This window comes from Lewinella sp. (assembly GCF_050633125.1).
GTDB lineage: Bacteria > Bacteroidota > Bacteroidia > Chitinophagales > Saprospiraceae > Lewinella.
The window spans coordinates 1-20,509 of the sequence record NZ_JBOEFX010000147.1; the positions used below are offsets into that span (position 1 = coordinate 1).

Below are 20,509 nucleotides of genomic sequence, written 5' to 3' on the forward strand. Positions count from 1 at the left end.
TATGAAAATTGAATCCAAAAACCAGAACCCCGGAAGTCATAACCAATTGAATATCTTTGACTTATAACCGGACACTACTGACTTTTGCCCTATACTTAATTTGCCTTCCCTTGAGCGCTAAAATGCCTCAAAAAGATATTCTTTTAAAAAAAATCACTTTTTGACTAACCTTTTTGATTTTCCTACCGATAGTGTAGGTGAAAGCAAAAATGATTAGCCATGTATGGTATACAGCAAGCATAGTACAGATGAGGAACTCAGACAGGGCTGCCTGGCTAGTGATAGTCGTGCACAGCATGTACTATATCAAAGCTACTATGGTAAACTAGCGGGTATTCCGATGCGATGGGGTTGATTCTTTAATAAGAAAAAAAATAAAACAGAATAGTATGAAAACCCAAAAAATGTTGCTTCTACTTTTGGCAGTACCCATTTTGACTCTACAGCCCTTTATATGTAATGGCCAGAACTTACCTGAATCGCGATTTACCGTTGGGATAGAAATCGCACGAGGTCTATTACTCGACTGCTCAATATGCGATGCCAGCAATATTATAAACAAGCCATTGCAAAATAGCGATCCAGAATCTTATCAAGTGTTTAGTGGCCATTTCAATTACAGAGCAACCCGTGGATTGGGTCTTACTGCAAACCTGAGCTATGCCAATCTGCAAGCTCAATCCACTAGATTCTTAGTTGACAACAACGGCGAAGAAGGTTTTCCAATTCAACAAAGTGTAGCCGAGTACTCCCGAATGCTTACCATTGGACCACAACTATTTATTCGTATCGGACAAGGCGACCTCGGACTAGAATATAGAACGGGTTTAAATTTACACAATGCCCGCCTTAAGGCAATTGGTTTTGGAGGGGAAGAGTTCGATATAAAATACAAAATGCAGCTTTCTCGCTGTAATGCAGCACGCCTTAGCTATACTTACTGGCCTACACACTGGTTTGGTGTGCAGTTTTCAACTGAATTGTTTGTTGGAAACACGGCCTACTCTGAATACTATGAACCTCGCATTGCATACGCCGAATCATATCCTGAAATCAATCAGGAAGCACTACAAAAAATAAGCCCAAGAGAAGCCGGTATAAACAGTTTGAATTTTGGCCTAAGCCTTACTTATCGTCTATCCGATAGATAATATAGACTCCTTTAAAAACACGCTCAAAAAAACAACCATGACCATTAAATATTTCCCTGTAACCATTTTACTATTCTCAATAGTTTTAACAAGTTCGCCCTCCTTATTCGGTCAGGATAATGGACTTAGGATGGGGGTTCAAGCACAGATAATCGCTCAATTGACCAGTACGACACCCTTTCGAATGGGTATGGGTAATAGTCTTGGAGTGTGGGGTGAGGTTCCTCTTGGTAAAAGCTCCACTTTGCGACTAACAGCTTCACACCGAAGTCTCAATGGGTTGCAACTCAATACTAGTACCATCTATAATGAGTACCTGCTACGTGAGTACCGCCGTAACATTAGCAGTACCATGCTCAATAGCCTGCAATATGTAGATTTGGAACTCAGCTGGAACTACAAACACACAGTTAGTTCCCCTTGGACAATTGGACTTGGGATACATACCTCTTTCCTACATACCTGGCGGGGTGCCCAGCAAACTAGCTCCTGGATTTATACCGAAAAGATGCATTTTTTTGCCAATAGCGCATCAGGTTCTACTTGGATAAGTGGTGGTTCGGATTTTTATAGCCGTCAATCCGAAGAGGTAGCGCTTTCCCGTTCTGCATTCGAATCATTGGACTTGGGTGGGCAACTACATCTTAGCTATCGGATTAGTCGTGGCCTTGATTTGCACCTCAGTTATCTACAAGGATTTCGTAATCTTTTTAAGGACACACTCTTTGGGCAAGAAACCCAGTTTTACGCTAGCTCACTTGCACTGGGGCTCTCGGCGCGTTTATTTTAAATATCTAACCTTAAAAGCCACGAAAAATGAATAAATTAATGATAGGTTTAGTACTTACAGTACTGTTTTTTGCTACAGCTTGTGAGCAAGGGGAACTCTCTCCCGTTATATTGGAAGATGAGAAAGTAGATGTGTTTTTAAAAGGTGAGATTCGTGAACCAGGGGAGAGTGCGTTTTCCAGTTTTTTAATATCAATAGATTACATCAGTGAAGCAAATGGTTATCTATTTTGGCAGCAGGGTGTCACCGAAAGGCCGTTTAGTAGAGATCCTTTTGGATCATACTTTACCACTTTAATCATGAGTGCTTATGCATCAAATGAAGGGGCGAGGGATGCCTATTACGGTTTCCAATTTTGGCCCGAAGAAGCCACACCAAATCAACCAATGACTAAGGCATTAGTTGAAGAATTCTTTGCACTAGGCAATAGTTTTTCGTTTGGAGAAGGAGCTGGCAAAGTAGATGTATCACTCCGCCTGCCAATTGGTGGTCCGTACGAAGAATTACAGGTTTCTAAAAGCTCTTTTTTGAATACCCCAATCGGTCAGCTTATCATCATTGAGATGGAGGACTATAGCTACACGGAGAAAAAGAGTGTTACGGAAGAAACAATCACTGGCAAACTCATTCGTTGTACCTTCGAAGGGCAGATTGGCCGCTATGATCGTTCTGTAGACTCCTCCGATGGTATGCCTTGGTTTGAAACCGATGAGGTCGTAGAGATTGCTAATGCGGAATGTGTATTTTTTGTGGAGTATGACTAAAGTAGCTGGGGCGATGACAAAAAACGGGGGGGAATTATGATAATATCACAAAACAGGCCCCTTCTTTGGCCGAGCGGGATATTCACATTGCCCGCAGAAACACCCCAAGCATTTGCACAAAATAAACTGGGCCTCTACCCGACTTAGTCAAGCAGGGGCCCAGTTCATTTTCCTACTATCTCTAAAATCACTTCCCACTCATCATTTTCAAGGTGAAACCTCCCAGCAGCACGATAACAAAAAGCATAATTGCCCACAGAAATATTTTATTCTCAAACAAGGGGGCTGCTTTAGCTCTTTCCGGTTTCTCAATGACTTCTTCCTCGCCTAGCGTCAGTATCGTGGCTGTAGACGGGATTTTGTCGGGAAACCGGGCTATATCGTACTGCGGTTTCCTTGCGTATTTATTGCCATAAACAAGATGGTAAATAGCAGGTGTATTAAAGCGCGCTACCATTTGATGTACATAGCCTTTCGGCGTAATGGCACCAATCTTTAAGGCTTGATTGTCTTGGTTGTGAATTAAAATTTTCAGCTTCCTTGCAATTGTATTACTACTGAATCTAAACGTGTTTTCTTCCAAGGAATTCAGTGTACCACTACTGATTGTGCGGTAATTGTACTTCCATCCTTTCTCCGTTTTGATACTATCTGTACAGTACTGAATCGTCACCGGACGGTAATAGTCAAAGGTGTCTAGCACTTCAATATTCAACCGACTTAAAGAGACGGGCATAGGGAGTGTTAGCTCTATTTCTGTCTGTTTCGTTTGTTTGTTCTCTGTTGTATTAGTAGCCTCAGCAGGGTATGTGCGGTAAGTACCTTCTACTAACTCACGCATAGAAATGCTCGCCGATGTTAAGACAGGAGCTTCCTTACTGGTGATAAGCGCCCGCAGGTAGCGATACTTGGAGCGAGGGATATTTATAGTTGTAAATTGATAATCAGTGCTCTCGTTTTTGATGGAAAGAATTCGGTAATTTTTCACAATAGTGAACCATTCGCTTTGATCCTGGCTGCCTTCCAACTGTAATCTCCAATCGAAATTCTGTTGCTTAAAAGCCAGTTGAACTTGGTTAATCGCTTCAGCGGTTGGCACTTCAAAAGTAAAGTAAAACCCATGCTGGTTGCTAGCAGTGTTCAGCGTGTTAAAGGGAACAGCATTATTGACTACCTTTTCTTCATTGACCTGAAGAATATAAGGTGCTTCAATGGTATCGTTATTGGCACTGACGCCAATGACCCTGATGTCCGACAAATCATTAGCAACCTTGCCAAAAACAGGGTTTGGTAAAACAATTTTGTGCCATTGCTCCGTAATGCCGTGCAATTCACGCTGGTAATTATACGTATCCTCCTGCTGCCCATAAGCCCCGATGGTGAGCAGCATTAACGGAAACACCCAGAACCATGATTTAAGGGGCAGTTTCATCAGTATCTTCATCAGCAATGATATGCTTGTATTTATTGTATAAAAAGGAAATGATCAAAAGGAGCACGCCCAGGGAAACAAACACTATAGTTTTTGCCAGCGTGTCGAGGTGAGATATATCGTAGAAAAACAGTTTAACGAGCGTAATTGCAAACAATACAATTGCACCGATCCGTAAATGCTGCTTCCCTTTCCATATCCCCAAGGCGATAAGTATCAATGCATAAATGCCCCATAATATACTCAGTCCGAGTTTATAGGACTGCGTTGAATTGGCAATATCCATCCAATGGATCAATTCGCTGCTTGCTATCCACAAAACAACGAGGTGAAGTAGCAAATCGAAGGCCATTTTAAAATTCCATTTAATAAAGTCTTGTCGACGATAATAATAGCAGGCAACGACCACCAAGGCAACAAACAGATAGGAAACATACCTAATCCCAAGGTGGAAAATGCCTTGGTGGTAATACTCCGCTAAGGTTTGTTCCAGGTAGCTTTCGCGCAGCTCACTCAGCGCATAAAGGCCCTGTGTCAAGAAGTACCCAATTGCCAAGACATTCAAAACAAGATTGATGAAGCCTAAAAGGGTATTCTTTAGTTTTCTAATATTCACAAAAGAGAGAACACCTACAAACAAGAGCGTGTAGTTGATCACCCAGATCATTTTGAATTTGAGCAAATCACCATTGGTGACACGTTCAACGTATCCTTCGTCGTTCCTACTATTGGTTATGATTGCATCCGAATAAAGTTGATTCCAATAGCTTTCAATCTCCATCCTAAAGGCGGAATACAATACCAAAAGCATAATGCCCGGCACCGCCAAAGCTATCATCTTCGAGATTACACCTTTACTCGCTAATACGGAAAGATGTTGTTTCTTTTGGTTCACCCAATTGATAAACCCAAAAGCACCGAGAAACAGTACCGAACTCAAAAACTGGATATTGAAGATAGGAGTAATCCCCGCTTCCCCTTCTTGCGGGTAATAAAAATTATAGCTGTAGCCCACCGACCAATCTTGAAGAAGGCTAAAGAAGGCCAAAAACATCAGCGGGTAAGACAGCCATTCGTAAACCGGCACCTGCTTTGTTCGGCCAATCCAGAAAAGCAAAGCGGCTTCTCCAGCCCACAAAAGGGTCACCCAATTGCCATCTAACTGAACAGGAATAGCGAGCGTGATAAACACCAACACCAGCCCGGAAATAAGGTAAAAGAGCTTTCTATCCGCCAATTGCTTGCGGTAGATGACTGCACTGACAATGAAATGAATGACAGCGTTGCCCAGTGTGAACAAGCCCAGCAGTTGTTCACCTGTTTGGTGATTGTTCAATAGCGCAAAGCCAATCCCATAGAAAATAAACGAATTGGCCAGGAGCAACAAAACATCAGACAAGGAGAATTGCTCTTTCTGCAGTAGTTTGTATGCTAAGAACGTCAGGTAAAAAATAGCAAAAAACAGACACAAAAAGGTGAGTGCCAGCCCAAAGTTCTCGTTGGTTCGGTAGTCAAATAAACACCACGAAGTATAAAGTAGCCAGGTCAGGCCAAAGGAAGAATAATACAGTGGTTTCCAGTATTTTTTGAATGCTATGATCAGAATGCCAATGTTAATGATCGCCACATAACTAAAAAGCACCACCGCTTGGCCACTGCCTTCGCTCAGCAAGAAAGGCACCGCATAGGCTCCCACCAGCCCTATTAAAGCAATAATTTGCTTGTTGTAATTGAGTGCCGCCACGACCGTAAAAGCCGTAAACACAACCATCAGCCCAAAGGCCATTCCCTGGGGAATTAAACCATATAAACTGTAGGCCAAATAAGTTATAAAATAGAGAATCGTCATGGCACCACTGACCAAAACGGCACTATAGCTTTCGTAGTTTTTTTTCAGTTTTATACCAAAAGCCAAGAGGGCTATTCCTGCAAGATAACCAAGGATTATTCTGGTAAGCGGATTGATCAGATTGTGTTCAATTGAATACTTTGCGCCAATGGCTACCCCTATAACCGTAATAGCGATTCCTATTTTATTGATAAGGTTTTCACCAATAAATTTTTCGAGGTCAAGTTTGGCTTTTGGCGGAGCGACTTCTTTCGGAACCATGTATTCCATGGCTTCTTTAGGCGTTCGGGCCTTGGCGCTCTGGTAGACTTTAGCGGGTTCTTCCTTGATGGGCTCTAATGCAACCGGGGCAGCAGGAGGTTTCGCTGACACTTCTTCTTTGCTCCATCTTTTTTCAGCTTCAATTCCTTTTAAGGTGTTGATCTCTATTCGCAACAGATTGATCTCTTGCGAAAATTGCGCCTGCTTCTGCGACAGCCTTTCCAACTTTGCCAAAAGCTGGTTGATCTGATCTTGGTTATCTGTCATATTTTAATAGGTATGGTGCAAAGAAATTCATCTCTAATCAGAGCGCTATATTGTAACCACCAATAGTACGCATTCAATTTATAATTTGTACTTAAAGGTGCCATAAAATAGATAAAAACCAGTGTATCATCGACTTAAACTTAAACACAAGGTGCACTGTTCTGATTTCAAAATCTTTTCTTTATGATAGTAAGGCTTCTCATTTCGCTCCTTTTTTTGTTTTTTGCTTACGTACAGCTTAATGATCCTGATCCTTGGTTGTGGGTAGCACTTTATATAAGTACCGGAGTTTTATGGGCGGCATCCATCTTTCGTGAGATTCCGAAAAGACTCTTACAGGTGGGGATGTTGGTCATCTTATTATGGTTCCTCTTCTTGCTCCCCGACTTCATCAACTGGGTCAAGATGGGAATGCCTAGTATTACAACCAGCATGAAGGCAGAAGCTCCACATATCGAGCTTACCAGAGAGTTTCTGGGGCTTGGCATTTGTGCTCTTGCTTGGTGGTGGTTGGGAAAAAAGAATTCTTCCTTATCTTGATGGCTTATCATCAAAAGAAAGCATGCAACGTCGAAAATTTTTACAAACCACCAGTTACTTAGCTGTTGGAACATTACTGCCGGCCAGGGCGGCAGGCTGTTCAAAAAAAGAAAGCCTAGAAAACATTGGCCTTCAGCTCTACACCATCCGTGATGCAATGCAACGCGATGACAACGAAACACTTCGAAGAGTTGCCGCCATCGGATATGACTATGTAGAAGGTGCTGGCTACCGTGATGGCAAACTTTATGGCCATAGCCCTCAGACTTTTCTAGCCATGTTGAAAAATCAGGGCTTGCAGATGCCCAGCGGCCACGTTAGCTGGGAAGCGATGAAGGAAGCCCCTGAAAAAGCCGCAGCTACCTGCAGAGAGGCAGGGCAATCCTTTTTAGTTATCCCTTGGTGGCCCGAAGAAAAACGAAATGCTGAAGGCTATGCCGAGCTTATCGACATTCTTAATACCAGTGGAGAAGTGTGCAAGCGTTATGGTTTACAACTCGCTTACCACAACCACGATTTTGAATTCAATAAGATGGTTGCTGGTAGCCGGCCCATCAATTTGTTATTGTCAGAGGTTGATCCTGATTTAGTACAATTTGAAATGGATCTATACTGGGTAGCCAGAGCAGGGAGTGATTACCAAGCGTACTTCCGCAAACATGCCGGCCGATTTCCTTTGTGGCATGTCAAGGATATGGATAATACGCCCGAGAAATTTTTCGCCGCCGTAGGAGAAGGCGTTATTGATTGGCCAACTGTTTTCAGCAAAGAACAACAAGCAGGAATGCAGTATTTCTTTGTAGAACAAGACCGAACGGTGCCTGGCAAAGATCCTTTTGACGAAATTACGATCAGCCACAAGTATCTTGAAAGAATGCGTTATTGAGTTTTTAATCATCAAAGTTGTCTGATATTCAACTTAGAAAACGTATCATCAGACTTATTTTTCATTGAAAACTAAGCCTTTATTGCGTATATTCGCCTACTTACAAGAGCTGTAATGGTTGCTACCAAAGTTTCCTTGGTTAATACCCTTACTCTCCGAATAATCTATGTGGTTTTTCTCTTTAGCCCTAACCAAGAAAACCCTGTAGACCGCCAAGTAATTGGTTTAAAGTAAGCACGTATGATCAATTTGATTTTATTTGGCCCTCCCGGATCCGGTAAAGGAACCCAAGCGGCCAAGCTGGTAGAAAAGTATAACTTATTACACATCAGTACCGGTGATCTCTTTCGTTACGAAATGGGCAATGATACCCCTTTGGGGCAGGAGGCTAAGTCATACATCCAGAAAGGGGAGTTGGTACCTGATAGCGTCACCATTGGCATGCTACGCAACAAGGTAGAAGCGAATCCTGATGTTGAAGGTTATATTTTTGATGGTTTCCCTCGTACCGTTGCCCAAGCAGAAGCTTTGGACGCGTTAATAGAAAAAATGGGAACCTCCATCTCAAAACTTATCTTGCTGAGTGTGGAAGACGACGAGATCGTCACTCGCCTGCTTGAACGAGGTAAAACAAGTGGACGTTCTGACGATCAAAAGGAAGATACGATCCGCAATCGCATTAATATATTTAAGAACGAAACCAGCCCTGTTTTCGATTTCTACGCAGAGCAGGAAAAAGCAGTACAAGTCGAAGGCCTCGGCAGTATTGATGATATCTTTGCTCGTCTTTGCGCTGAAATTGATGTGCTGGTATAAATAATGATTCTGTGGCAGGCACCAATTTTGTAGACTACGTTAAGATTAATTGTGTTTCCGGTCATGGAGGAAGAGGGTCTGCTCATTTCATGCGTACCAAGGGTGCTCCTAAAGGAGGCCCTGACGGTGGCGATGGCGGGCGCGGTGGCCACATCATTGTAAAAGGCAATCGTAACCTCTGGACTTTACTGGCTTTTAGGTACAAAAAGCACGTGAAAGCGGGTATTGGCGGCCATGGCAGTTCTAATAACTCTAGTGGTTCCTTTGGTGAAGATGTCATCTTGGACGTCCCTCTGGGCACTGTTGTAAAAGACCCCGAGACCCAGGAGGTGCTTTTTGAAATCACCGAACACGGCCAAGAGCAAATCATGGTACCTGGCGGCCGTGGAGGCCTGGGAAATACCAATTTTAAATCTTCGACTAACCGGTCGCCCCAATATGCTCAACCAGGAGAAGAAGGAATAGAAGTCTGGCGCATCTTGGAAATGAAAGTGCTGGCAGATGTAGGGCTTGTAGGTTTTCCTAATGCTGGAAAGTCTACCCTCTTAGCAGCTTTAACCGCTGCCAAACCCGAAATTGCCAACTACCCTTTTACGACAATCACCCCCAACCTGGGTATTGTCCAGTACCGGGATGGCCGCTCTTTTGCAATGGCTGATATTCCAGGAATCATCGAAGACGCCCACCTGGGCAAGGGCCTTGGACACCGATTTTTGCGGCACATAGAACGCAATGCAACCCTGCTGTTCTGTATTTCAGCCGAGGCCGATAGTATCAAAGAGTCTTACCGGATACTTCTGAATGAGCTGGAACAATACAATCCTGAATTGCTGGATAAGCCTCGCCTGTTGGTCATCACCAAACGAGATTTGATTGATGATGAACTGGAGGAGCTGCTAACACCTGAAATTCCAGCCGACATTCCATACCTTTTCATCTCTGCCATTACCAATCACGGGCTCACCGAGCTCAAGGATCATTTATGGACCTATATCAGTGAAGCACGTAAAGATGACGATGGGCGGGGAGCGATGGAAGAAGAGGAATAGTAGCTAACGTGAGGTTTAGCTTGCGTTAGTAAAAAAAACTGGGCTTGACTTCCGTAGAAGCCAAGCCCATTATACTAAAAGGGGGTATAAGTCAATTTATTTATTCTCATCATTACCAACAATCACTGTTTCGGAATCTACCGCTACAATGGTGGGTTGTGGACAACCAACGGTTGCTACTTCTACCGGGTAAGCTGAATTGATGTTTGCAAAAACAGGAATTTCGCTTGGGTAGTAAAAATTCAGTGCCAACTCGCTTTCAAGGCCTGCTTTGTTGTATACAGCCCATTCGAAAAATTCATAATCGTTATCAGCAATGTGAAGCGGCGAATTTTTAGCAGTAGGTTGGGTATAATCTTTTTTCAGTACTTCCCAGGCCGTCCATTCTTCGCCATCTTTCGAGAAACGCATTTTTACAACCAATTCCCCTTTATCCCATTCAGACAGGTAAGTGAAAAAGCTTTCTGTAGCGGAAGCAGGCATAGCCTGTGCGGGGAAGTGATGTTTGCTCACCCCCTCAGGAATAGGGAGTTTTAAGCTGACCATTTGGCAGTCTTGCCCACTCAAAAGAAGGGCTACGAGCAGCAGATTTAGTGTAATAATGTATTTCATGTGATGCAAGTTGAAGGGCTTCTTATAGCCCTCGGGGGTTTCTGTTAACAATAATCGCTACTTCAGCCCCATCAAACTTTCAGATATATATACTTTTGTGACATATTTATCATCACACCAATTAGCACAACAATGACTACAATCCATTATTTTAGATGGACAAACTGCCATATATCCACTAAAACAAAAAACACTCAAAGGTAAACACCTCCTATTTGTGACATGAAACAAATAGTAAAAAACTACATTCGTAGACAACCTGTGACTGAAACTATTACACACTAAGGCTTATACCTTGGATCAATAAATACTTCAATTCTACCTCTTCATGATAGTTTTCTCTGGTACTTCCTATTTGGGATTAACCTCTCATCCTGACTTCCTTTCACTCGTTAAAGAAGGACTGGATCGTTATGGCACACATTACGGCGGCTCTCGTTTATCTCCTCTCTGCCCGGAAATATTTGAAGAAGCGGAAGCCGCATTTGCGGAATGGACGGGGGCACCCGCAGCGCTATTGGTGGGGTCTGGCTCTGCTGCGGGGCAGCTTGCTGCCCGTTATTTAGCACACGAGAATTTACCTTTACAGATCGGCCCACTTGCACATCCCGCGCTGTGGTGGCCACAAGGAACCATGCACACTAACTGGGATGCTTTTCTGGAAACTTTACGTACAAAACCGAGTGTTGCTTTTACCGATGCACTTGATCCGTTAGGAATTCAATTGCCACCATGGAAAAGTTTATGGGCTGCAAAACCAGCGCGATTGGTTGTCGATGATTCGCATACCCTGGGATGGTATGGCCCTCAATATGCAGGTAGTTGGCGGCAGCTGAACTCGCAAACAGAAGCCGAACTACTCGTTACTGCTTCTCTGGGCAAGGCACTAGCACTACCTGCCGGGATTCTGCTTGGAGAGGAACAAACGCTAACTAAACTGCGCAAACTGCCACAGTTTGGCGGTGCTTCTCCGCCACCTCCTGCTTTCCTTTACGCTTGGCTTAATGGGCAGGATATTATCACTGCACAACGGCAAAAGCTGCAAGCGCATTTAGATCAGTTATTGCCAACAATCAAGGCTATTCCCGGGATACGATACCTAGACAACTTTCCTGTTTTTGGCTTGCAACATCATAACTGGGGAGAAAAGCTACGACAAAAGGGTATCTTAATCAGTTCTTTCCGGTATCCGAATGAAGACTCCCCGATGTATTCTCGCATCATTGTGAAGGCCGATCATACGAAGGAGGAGGTGGCTTATTTATGGGAGTGTTTGGAGGGATTGGGGGAATGGTTTTTATAAAAAAGCTTGCTTCATAAAAAATTAACTGCATCTTTATACAGAATATATTCTGTCTCTCTTTATTACTTTATGCGCTCTAAATCTGTAAATATGAATCGTATATGCTACGGTCTAATTCTTTTGTTTATTCCTCTATTTTATGCTTCCTGTATAGACGATGACGATAGTTGCCCGAGATTCCGACTGGCCTCAGCGACCACGGAAGGTAGAAATACTTATGGCTGTTATGTAAATGAAGATCTCTTCGTGCATTACAAAAGGCCTAAAAAGCTTTATGAAGACTTATATATCCCCTCATTATGGATCAATTACAGTAGGCAGCATTCCTTTCTAAGCATTATTGCCACAAAAAGGCTTCCGGTATTTTGTGATTCTACCTCCCAGTCGATGACCTTTACCCTTGTACATAACGATTCCCTTGGTGTGGAACAATTTTACTTAACCTATTCGTCTGGTGTTCCTGGGACAGGTAGCTACAAATTAGACTCACTAGAAACAGTCAACTTAGAAGTACTTAGATTTGATACCCTGGCTCGGATATTTTCCGCTAAATTCGATGTTACGGTTTCTTTGGAGGATAAATCAGATTCTAAAGTTATTTCTGATGGGAGGTTGGATGTGAGATACTGATTTTTCAACCACTCACCTCGTCAATACAATATAATCCCGGATAAGGGTTTTCAAAAACTCCGTCGCATTGCGGGTTTCTTCGCGTGGGGCTTCCAATTGGAGGCCTAGCTGGTTCGCTAGATCATGGAGTATTCTCCGATTAGCATCATTGGTATATCGCTGATAGCGAGCAATGGTGTTTTTGATTAGCAACATATCCCCTTCACTGAATTGCCGAACAGCTGGGTATCGGGGTTCGTAATCCTCCAGAGAGCTGATCCGCAAAATATCTCCCAGCCCAAAACGATTAGCAGAGCGCATCTTAATGACACCGGTGCCGGCAGTCATATCTCCCAATCGCTGCCGTTTAGGGGAGGAACTAATCAGCAAACCGCCAAGAATCCCTGCGGTAGCCAAAAGATCTACAAAATAAAAAACAGCTCGGAGTAAGTAGTCCGCGGGAGCAGGTTCCTCTCCATCAAGACGTACAACTTGAATACTGAGTGCTTTTTTACCCAAACTTTGCCCGTGAGAAAGCAGTTCAAAAAGAAAATTGTAAACCAAAAAACAGGCCAATGGCATTATAAAGCCAAAAATACCTACCTGTACATCCGACCACGCTGAACCAAAGGCTCCAGTGACCAGCGCTGCCAGCAGGAAATAACCAATTCCTACCGTGACCAAGTCGATAATAACGGCCAACATCCGCTCGCCCAGCGTGGCAAGTTCGTATTCAATGGTGACGTTCTGAGTCGTTTTTAAATCAATGGTTTGCATTAAAGAGCTTGTTGAAATGGGAAATTAAGGGAATTTCCTAAAACTTTTGGTAATTTGTCTGCTCTCACAGAAAATCTATGCGCGAAACTCAATTCATTAAGCAAAATCAAGAGAAGTGGTCGGAGTTTGAGCAAACCCTAAAAGGGGAAGCCAAAGACGCTGATCGTTTGCGGGATTTATTTGTCCAGATCACGGATGACTTATCTTATTCCCGCACTTTTTACCCCAACCGTTCGGTAAGGGTTTATCTTAATGGGTTAGCACAGCAAGTATTCCTTAAACTGTATCGCAGTCGCCGAACGCCACTCGGGAAACTACTCACCTTCTGGACTGATGAGCTACCACAAGAAGTTTATAATGCCCGTCAGGCTTTTCGGCTCGCATTTTTCCTCTTTTTCCTTTGTTTTGGCATCGGCATGCTATCGTGTGCAATGGATGCAGAGTTTGCAGAAGTTATCTTGGGAAACAACTACGTCGAGATGACCCGCGCCAATATCGAATCGGGCGACCCTATGGCTGTTTACAAAGAAAAAGGGCGTTTCGGGATGTTTCTTGGCATCACCTTCAACAACCTTTACGTGGCCTTTCTTGCTTTTGCAATGGGGGTATTCTTTGGCGTAGGCTCCATTATTATCCTAATCAGCAATGCCATCATGGTGGGCTGTTTCCAATATTTCTTTATTCAGCATGGCTTGTTTTGGGAATCATCCCTTACCATCTGGATACACGGAACCTTGGAAATTTCGGCTATCGTCATCGCCTCCGCTGCTGGCATCACCATGGGCAGGGGGCCTGCTTTCCCAGGAACTTACACACGCTTACAAGCCTTTCAGCAGTCGGCTCGACGAGGGGCAAAGATTATGCTGGGAACGATACCTCTGTTTATTATTGCCGGTTTTCTGGAAGGGTTTATGACTCGGCAAACGGAGACGCCGGATATTATCAGAGGTGCTTTTATCCTTTTGTGTCTCGCTTTTGTATTGGTTTACTTTGTGTGGTACCCGTGGTATCGTCAGAAACTGGGCCTTGGTATTGAAATTACAGAAACACAACGCTTGCCCGCAAGCGAAAACTACCAACTGCAAACGGGTAAGATTAAAGCGGGAGGCGAAATATTCAGTGAAATATTCACCCTTTTTCGGCGTCACAGCAGCAAGCTTTTGTTCGCTATTTTTGGTGGTGCCTTGGTTTATACAACTTTAGTATTTCTGCTGAGTGACATTCCCGCTGCAGAGCTTTTACCTTTTAATGCAGAGAGCTGGGTCTTTAATGGCTACAACTTCTTGCTGCTTTTCAGTGGCCAAGGCGGCCATTGGTTTATACCAATTATAGGAGGCGCTATGATTTACGGCCTGGCGCTGGCAGCTTTTAAAAGTATTGATCGAGAACTTGGCCGAACAACGACACCTTTGAGTTATCTAAATTTATTTTTTGGTGTTGCTGCTATTGTTTGCTGCGTTGGTTTCTTATCCTACTGGGCTATCCTTAGCATTTTAGTCGTGTTGCCATTGGCTTTGCTTTTCTCCTACGTTGCTTATCGCGACCACCAATCACTAGGACGGGTATTCTTTTTATTAAAAGGGGCCTTCTGGCGCACCGCAGGGATGTCTGTTTTATTGCTTGTACTAGGCTTAACCCTGTTTTCACTTACCAATACGGTAGTCGCTGAACTGTTGTTCAAAATGATCAATTGGCTGGTAGCCGCCGAGCAAGTAGCGTTAGATGAATGGAGTGTTTGGATCAATACCTTTTTACTGGCCAGCATTGCCAATTTCATTTGGGTAATTTTACTCCTGGGTTTTGGCTTGCATTACTACAGTCTAAGGGAAATCAATGAAGCGACCGACTTGCGAGAAAAGATTACGAATATTGGTCAATCAAGCCGGATTCGTGGTTTGGAAAGAGAGTAACTTGGGCTCTAGAAGTCTAGATAAGAGCTTGCTCATTTTTTGTAAAAAAATTAAATTAGGAACAGCACGAAAATACTTAATCGCGTTGAATAAAATAGTTTTCATTTTTGTCTTGCTGGTCAGTGTGCTCTTGGGGAGCACAGGAATCACTCCGGTGATGGCCCAGGATTTTATTGAAACCTATGAAGATCAGCGCTTGGAAGCCAAAACTTTTGATGGCAACAGTTGGGAAAAACTCAGCAAAGAGCTTGACTATTCCGGCAAGCCCAAAGAAACCAAACCGCGAGAAACTCCCGATCTTACCCCACCTGACACCCCACCAGATACAGACCCCTTCGACTTCCCGGATTTGTCTCCTTTATTTCAGGTTATCCTTGCTATCGTTGTACTCAGCCTATTGGCTTGGCTCATTTTTACTTTCATTCAAAACAATGAATTAAAAATAACGCCTCCTGAAGAAGGTACGGTAGCTGACGACCAGGTCGACCTCAGTCAGGTTCGCCGCCTCGAAGAAGAGCTGGATCGCCGGGATGTGAATCCGTTTTTGGCGAAAGCCGAACAAGAAGAAAATTATCACTTGGCCGTACGATTACACTATTTGGCTTTACTGAAACAGCTGCATCAACAAAAGCTTATTCAGTGGAAGAAAGATCGTACCAACCGGTTCTATTTGAATCAAATGCGCCAACAGGAAAGCTACCAAAATTTCCGTGACCTCACCCTTACTTTTGAGCAGGTATGGTACGGAAACCATTATCCTGCCCAAGCAGAATATCAGGACATAAAAGCAGCTTTTCAACTATACCGCCAAGGGTTACAATCTTTAACGACAGCATGATATGAAGAAAAATCGCGTCATACTGGGTTTGATCGTACTAGCAGTTGTTCTGCTGGCGGTTTGGGCTATTCAGGGAGGTGGACAACGCTTCTCCTGGCGCGAAACCTTCAAGATAAAAAGCAAAGAACCGTATGGTCTTTATGCGCTGTATGATTTATTTAAAGATTACCCGGCGGTAAAAGAACTTAACACACTTGCAGACAGCCTTGCCGGAAAACTGCCCATCGACAGTATCAATGGCAGCCGGGCCAATTACGTTTTCATCGGCGAAGGATTGTATATGCGCCCGCAGGATCGCGACGAACTCCTGGAGTTTGTAGAAGCAGGTAACACTGCTTTTCTCGCAGCAAAAGTGCTACCGTATGATCTGATGTTTTATTTGTACTATGACGAATGTGACTACATTCCCTGGGATGGGCTTAGCACGCATACCGATAGCGTGGTGCAACTGAATTTCACCCATCCGTCACTTCACCGCGACCGGGATTTCTCTTTCAAATACATCAATAAATTTGCTGCCACCCAACGGCAATGGCAGTATTTCCCCGATCTATACTTTTGTGAAATGGAAGGAGGAATGGAGGCCGTAGGGAGGGCCGCCGACACGACAGTGAACATGGTACGTGTTCCTTATGGCAATGGATTCTTTTACCTCCACAGTCAGCCGCTGGTTTTCACCAATTACTACCTTGTCAAAAAAGAGGGCCGCTCCTATGCAGAACGGGCCTTTAGCCACCTGAACGACGGGGCCATTTACTGGGATGAGTTCAGCAGAATTCCCGAGCGGATGGCGCGGGAGCAAAATAATGCTTATCGCAGTGACCCACGGCGACTACAAAGTGAGAGCCCGTTACAATATATCCTGGAGCAGCCTCCACTAGCCTGGGCTTGGTATACTTTAGTTGCTATTGGTTTGATCTTTTTGCTTTTCCGTACTCGGCGCCGGCAAAGAGTCATCCCCGTCGTGCATCCACCTCGAAATACCAGCTTGCAATTTGTACAAACAATTGGCTGGCTCTACTACCAGCGAGCAAGCCATCAGCAGCTCGCCGTTCAGGCAATTAAGCTTTTGCGGACTTATGTAAAGGAACGCTATGCCTTGCAATGGCGCAACGATAACGAACAATTTGTACAACAACTGAGCGCCCGCTCCGGGGTAGACCCCGATCTGGTAGCACTCATTGCCAAAGATGTTCATAATATACCACGCTACACCGCGCTGGTAGAAACCGAATTAGTTAAATTTCACCAACGCTTAGAGCGCTTTTATCAAGCCGCTAAGTGATAGACAATAGGAATTATGTTGACGGACGAAACAACAAATGAACAGGAAGATATGAACTTCGAGCGCCCTGCCGAAGTCCCCACTCCGCCACCTCCCCCATCGCAAGAACATCCCGAATTGCGCAACTTGGCACGAGCAGTAGACCAGGTCAGGCATGAGTTGGGCAAGGTCGTGATTGGTCAGCACGAGTTTATCGAATTACTCATCGCGGCGCTGTTTGCTGGCGGCCATGTATTGGTCGAAGGAGTCCCTGGAATTGCCAAAACTTTGACGGCCAAACTCCTTGCGCAAACCCTCAAAGTAGATTTCAATCGTATCCAGTTTACGCCGGACCTTATGCCCAGCGACGTTATTGGCACGACGGTTTTCAACATGAACAGCTCTGCTTTTACGTTCAATGCAGGACCTGTTTTCTCCAATCTCGTCCTTATTGATGAGATCAACCGTTCTCCTGCCAAAACCCAGGCCGCACTGTTTGAAGTCATGGAAGAAAACCAGGTGACGGTAGACGGAACTACCCACAAAATGGGCTTTCCTTTCTTCGTGATCGCTACCCAGAATCCAATTGAGCAAGAAGGAACGTATAAGCTTCCGGAGGCTCAGCTAGACCGCTTTCTGGTAAAGATAAACATTGACTATCCTAACCTTGAGGAAGAGCAGCGTATCCTTCGCCGATTCCGTTCTGATTTCCGCATGAAACAACAGGAAACGGTCAACCCTGTGATGGACAGCAAAACCATCAAGGAGTGCCAAATCATTGTAGAAAAGGTCTATATCAAGGACGAATTACTGGACTACATTGCAAGTATCGTTCATGAAACCCGCCAGAACAGTGACCTCTTCTTGGGTGCATCCCCCCGGGCATCGCTGGCGATTATGAAAATGGCCAAAGCCATGGCAGCTATTAATGGCAGAGCATTTGTTACCCCCGATGATATCCAGCAGGTGGCTTACCCGGTGCTTAACCATAGAATTATCCTCACGCCAGAACGCGAAATGGAAGGATATGCTACGCGGGATGTCGTAGCCGAGATTATCAAGAAAATAGGCGTACCGAGATAAGATGAAGGAAGTTTTCCAAAATATCTTTTTAAAGAACCGTTTCTTCTGGTGCGCAGGGGGATTGGTCGTATTATTTACCGCTGGTTTCTGGTGGGTACCTCTTTTTTTTGTGGGGCAAGTGGCCCTTTTATTGCTCGTCATACTTTGCCTTGTTGATGGTCTCTTGCTTTTTGCGCGACCTTATCGCTTTCGGGTGAGGCGACACCTTCCAAGGGTATTATCGCTTGGCGATGAAATGGACGTCAAAATTAGTTTACAAAACCGCAACAACCTCCCATTGCGGATCGAAGTCGTAGACGAATTACCCTACCAGCTACAAATTCGAGATTTCAGCAAGAAGGTCAATTTGGCTCCCGAAGAGAGCGTCGATATCCATTATCCTATTCGGCCAACTGCCCGTGGAGCTTACGAGTTTGGTAGAATTCTCCTTTTTCTTTCCACGCCTATTGGCTTATTGGAACGCCGCTACCTTAAAGATGCAGCCATTGAACTTCCTGTCTATCCTTCGATTCTGCAGATGAAGCAATTTGAGATGCGCGCCTTTGAGCGGACGAGCATGCCAGGTGGCCTCAAGCAAATTCGGAGAATTGGCCACAGCTATGAGTTTGACCAAATCAAGAATTACGTACGGGGAGATGATTACCGCAGTATCAACTGGAAAGCTACAGGCCGCCGCGGTCAGTTGATGGTTAATCAATACGAAGACGAACGGGCACAGCAAATCTATTGCGTGATCGACAAAAGCCGTGTCATGCGCATGCCTTTTGATGGATTGACACTTATGGACCACGCGATCAACACCAGCCTGGTACTGTCAAACATAGCGCTCAAAAAACACGATCGTGCTGGCTTGCTTACCTTCTCCGACAAAATTGGATCAGTACTAAAAGCAGACAGTAGAGCCGCACAACTCAACAAAATTCTGCAAACGCTTTATAAAGAAAGCGAACGCAATACGGAGGCCAATTACGAGCTGCTTTACTACTTCAGTCGCAAGCTCGTTAGCGGCCGAAGCCTTCTAGTCCTTTATACCAACTTTGAGAGTATGTATGCGCTGGATCGGGTACTCCCTATCCTCCGCCGGATCAATGCTTTTCATTTGCTGGTAGTCGTCTTTTTCGAGAATTCTGCTATTCGTGAATTCGCCCAAGCTGCTCCTACCAACGTCGAAGGTATTTACCAACAAACGATGGCCCGCAAGTTTCTAGCAGAAAAAAGAGCAATGGTGCAAAAGCTAAAACAGTACGGTATTCAGGCTGTCCTCACCAACCCTGCCGACCTTTCTATGGATACCATCAATAAATACTTAGAGCTTAAAGCACGGGGATTGATTTGATGGGTTCAAACATTTTTTCAAGTCTGGTGTTAGAATATTTTCGCTTTAGGGTTTGTTTCCACGCTTGGCAGGAGGTGTTCTCCCGACGAAAGGTCGAGATCACGTTTGTGCCGACTGCGTCGGCGGTAGCCGCACTACCCGCGAGCTTTAGCGAGCACAACCTGACTTGAGAGGAATCCAGACAAAAGCTTAATCCGCAAAATCTAGGTTAACTAACCATCAAACATTCAACCAACAAACCATCAAACCAACATGACCCACCTTAAAGAAGGCGATAACGCTCCTGATTTTACAAGCACCATTTCTACCGGCGAAAGTGTTTCGCTCAGCGATTATTCCGGCAAGAAGCTGGTACTTTACTTTTACCCGAAAGACAACACCCCCGGTTGTACTGCTGAGGCATGTAGCCTACGTGATGGTTATAGCGAACTGCGTAGCCAGGGGTACGAAATTTTAGGCGTAAGCCCAGACCCGGTAGCTAAACACGGAAAATTCATCAATAAATACGAGCTTCCATTCGAATTGCTGGCCGATGAAGACAAAAGTGTCATGAACGCCTACGGCGTGTGGGGTCCTAAGAAATTTATGGGTAGAACCTACGATGGAGTACACCGTGTCACTTTTGTCATTGATGAAGAAGGTAAAATCGCCAAGGTCATCAGTAAAGTAAAAACCAAAGACCACGCTGCTCAGATTTTGGATGAGATGGCAGGAGTTTAGACTACGGTTGGGACACATCTCAAACAAAACCAGCACAGGGTTAAAAAACACCTCGGAGAGGTGGAATATTGGTAGAAAAGACAAAACAAACGATGAAACGACCTCGGATGAGGTCGCATATAATAAATATCACCCTCTATCTTGATTCTTCCTGACCAGCCCTCCAATTGGTATGGATATGCGACCTCATCCGAGGTCGTTTTAGCTCCACCAAACATGGTTCTACCAATATTTGACCTCTACCGAGGTCAA

General features: G+C 44.4%; 19 protein-coding genes. 15 read left to right on the forward strand and 4 right to left on the reverse strand.

Annotated elements, in window-relative coordinates; genetic code table 11:
* The first annotated feature begins 389 nt into the window (after positions 1-389).
* From ACRBG0_RS25760 to ACRBG0_RS25770, 3 genes are read left to right on the forward strand one after another with little or no spacing between them, the layout of a single operon-like run.
* Positions 390-1,151: a hypothetical protein gene (locus ACRBG0_RS25760; protein ID WP_431489709.1), complete on the forward strand. Its 762-nt coding sequence runs from the start codon at positions 390-392 to the stop codon at positions 1,149-1,151.
* Between the two features lie 37 nt (positions 1,152-1,188).
* A complete protein-coding gene (locus ACRBG0_RS25765) occupies positions 1,189-1,941 on the forward strand; it encodes a hypothetical protein (protein WP_431489710.1) in 753 nt (250 codons plus the stop codon).
* A 26-nt stretch (positions 1,942-1,967) separates the two neighbouring features.
* The gene (locus ACRBG0_RS25770) at positions 1,968-2,705 is read left to right on the forward strand and encodes a hypothetical protein (RefSeq protein ID WP_431489711.1); all 738 of its coding nucleotides are present in this window, start codon (positions 1,968-1,970) and stop codon (positions 2,703-2,705) included.
* A 187-nt stretch (positions 2,706-2,892) separates the two neighbouring features.
* On the opposite strand, the gene ACRBG0_RS25775 is transcribed toward ACRBG0_RS25770, so the two are convergent.
* Both ACRBG0_RS25775 and ACRBG0_RS25780 read right to left on the reverse strand, forming a co-directional pair.
* Positions 2,893-4,149 carry a DUF3999 family protein gene (locus ACRBG0_RS25775; protein WP_431489712.1) on the reverse strand — a complete coding sequence of 419 codons (1,257 nt, stop codon included), beginning with the start codon at positions 4,147-4,149 and terminating at the stop codon, positions 2,893-2,895.
* Entirely contained in the window at positions 4,121-6,514 is a 2,394-nt protein-coding gene (locus tag ACRBG0_RS25780; protein WP_431489713.1) for a DUF2339 domain-containing protein, read from the reverse strand. The genes ACRBG0_RS25775 and ACRBG0_RS25780 overlap by 29 nt, the downstream gene beginning before the upstream one ends.
* A 183-nt stretch (positions 6,515-6,697) precedes the next feature.
* On the opposite strand from ACRBG0_RS25780, the gene ACRBG0_RS25785 reads away from it, so the two are divergent.
* The 4 genes from ACRBG0_RS25785 to obgE all read left to right on the forward strand — a co-directional run bounded on the left by ACRBG0_RS25785 (position 6,698) and on the right by obgE (position 9,805).
* Positions 6,698-7,054 carry a transmembrane 220 family protein gene (locus ACRBG0_RS25785; RefSeq protein WP_431489714.1) on the forward strand — a complete coding sequence of 119 codons (357 nt, stop codon included), beginning with the start codon at positions 6,698-6,700 and terminating at the stop codon, positions 7,052-7,054.
* 22 nt (positions 7,055-7,076) lie between these two features.
* A complete protein-coding gene (locus tag ACRBG0_RS25790; RefSeq protein ID WP_431489715.1) occupies positions 7,077-7,940 on the forward strand; it encodes a sugar phosphate isomerase/epimerase family protein in 864 nt (287 codons plus the stop codon).
* Between the two features lie 240 nt (positions 7,941-8,180).
* Positions 8,181-8,756, forward strand: a complete 576-nt coding sequence (locus ACRBG0_RS25795; protein ID WP_431489716.1) for an adenylate kinase — start codon at positions 8,181-8,183, stop codon at positions 8,754-8,756.
* An 11-nt stretch (positions 8,757-8,767) separates the two neighbouring features.
* Positions 8,768-9,805: a GTPase ObgE gene (gene obgE / locus ACRBG0_RS25800; protein ID WP_431489717.1), complete on the forward strand. Its 1,038-nt coding sequence runs from the start codon at positions 8,768-8,770 to the stop codon at positions 9,803-9,805.
* A gap of 96 nt (positions 9,806-9,901) precedes the next feature.
* On the opposite strand, the gene ACRBG0_RS25805 is transcribed toward obgE, so the two are convergent.
* Positions 9,902-10,417 (reverse strand): hypothetical protein, encoded by a 516-nt coding sequence (locus ACRBG0_RS25805; RefSeq protein ID WP_431489718.1) that lies wholly within the window; start codon positions 10,415-10,417, stop codon positions 9,902-9,904.
* A gap of 328 nt (positions 10,418-10,745) precedes the next feature.
* Here ACRBG0_RS25805 and ACRBG0_RS25810 point away from each other — a divergent pair, with 328 nt between their 5' ends.
* Positions 10,746-11,720: an aminotransferase class I/II-fold pyridoxal phosphate-dependent enzyme gene (locus ACRBG0_RS25810; RefSeq protein ID WP_431489719.1), complete on the forward strand. Its 975-nt coding sequence runs from the start codon at positions 10,746-10,748 to the stop codon at positions 11,718-11,720.
* A gap of 90 nt (positions 11,721-11,810) precedes the next feature.
* Complete coding sequence (locus ACRBG0_RS25815; protein ID WP_431489720.1) at positions 11,811-12,350, forward strand: hypothetical protein; 540 nt, start codon at positions 11,811-11,813, stop codon at positions 12,348-12,350.
* 12 nt (positions 12,351-12,362) lie between these two features.
* Here ACRBG0_RS25815 and ACRBG0_RS25820 read toward each other — a convergent pair whose 3' ends face one another.
* Positions 12,363-13,106 (reverse strand): RDD family protein, encoded by a 744-nt coding sequence (locus ACRBG0_RS25820; RefSeq protein ID WP_431489721.1) that lies wholly within the window; start codon positions 13,104-13,106, stop codon positions 12,363-12,365.
* A 77-nt stretch (positions 13,107-13,183) separates the two neighbouring features.
* Between ACRBG0_RS25820 and ACRBG0_RS25825 the strand changes: the two genes are divergently transcribed.
* The 6 genes from ACRBG0_RS25825 to bcp all read left to right on the forward strand — a co-directional run bounded on the left by ACRBG0_RS25825 (position 13,184) and on the right by bcp (position 20,257).
* Entirely contained in the window at positions 13,184-15,016 is a 1,833-nt protein-coding gene (locus ACRBG0_RS25825; RefSeq protein ID WP_431489722.1) for a stage II sporulation protein M, read from the forward strand.
* Between the two features lie 85 nt (positions 15,017-15,101).
* Positions 15,102-15,854: a DUF4129 domain-containing protein gene (locus tag ACRBG0_RS25830; RefSeq protein ID WP_431489723.1), complete on the forward strand. Its 753-nt coding sequence runs from the start codon at positions 15,102-15,104 to the stop codon at positions 15,852-15,854.
* 1 nt (position 15,855) lies between these two features.
* Entirely contained in the window at positions 15,856-17,139 is a 1,284-nt protein-coding gene (locus ACRBG0_RS25835) for a DUF4350 domain-containing protein (RefSeq protein WP_431489724.1), read from the forward strand.
* 15 nt (positions 17,140-17,154) lie between these two features.
* Entirely contained in the window at positions 17,155-18,201 is a 1,047-nt protein-coding gene (locus ACRBG0_RS25840; RefSeq protein WP_431489725.1) for an AAA family ATPase, read from the forward strand.
* 1 nt (position 18,202) lies between these two features.
* The gene (locus ACRBG0_RS25845) at positions 18,203-19,537 is read left to right on the forward strand and encodes a DUF58 domain-containing protein (RefSeq protein WP_431489726.1); all 1,335 of its coding nucleotides are present in this window, start codon (positions 18,203-18,205) and stop codon (positions 19,535-19,537) included.
* 252 nt (positions 19,538-19,789) lie between these two features.
* A complete protein-coding gene (bcp, locus tag ACRBG0_RS25850) occupies positions 19,790-20,257 on the forward strand; it encodes a thioredoxin-dependent thiol peroxidase (protein WP_020537048.1) in 468 nt (155 codons plus the stop codon).
* Positions 20,258-20,509 lie beyond the last annotated feature (252 nt).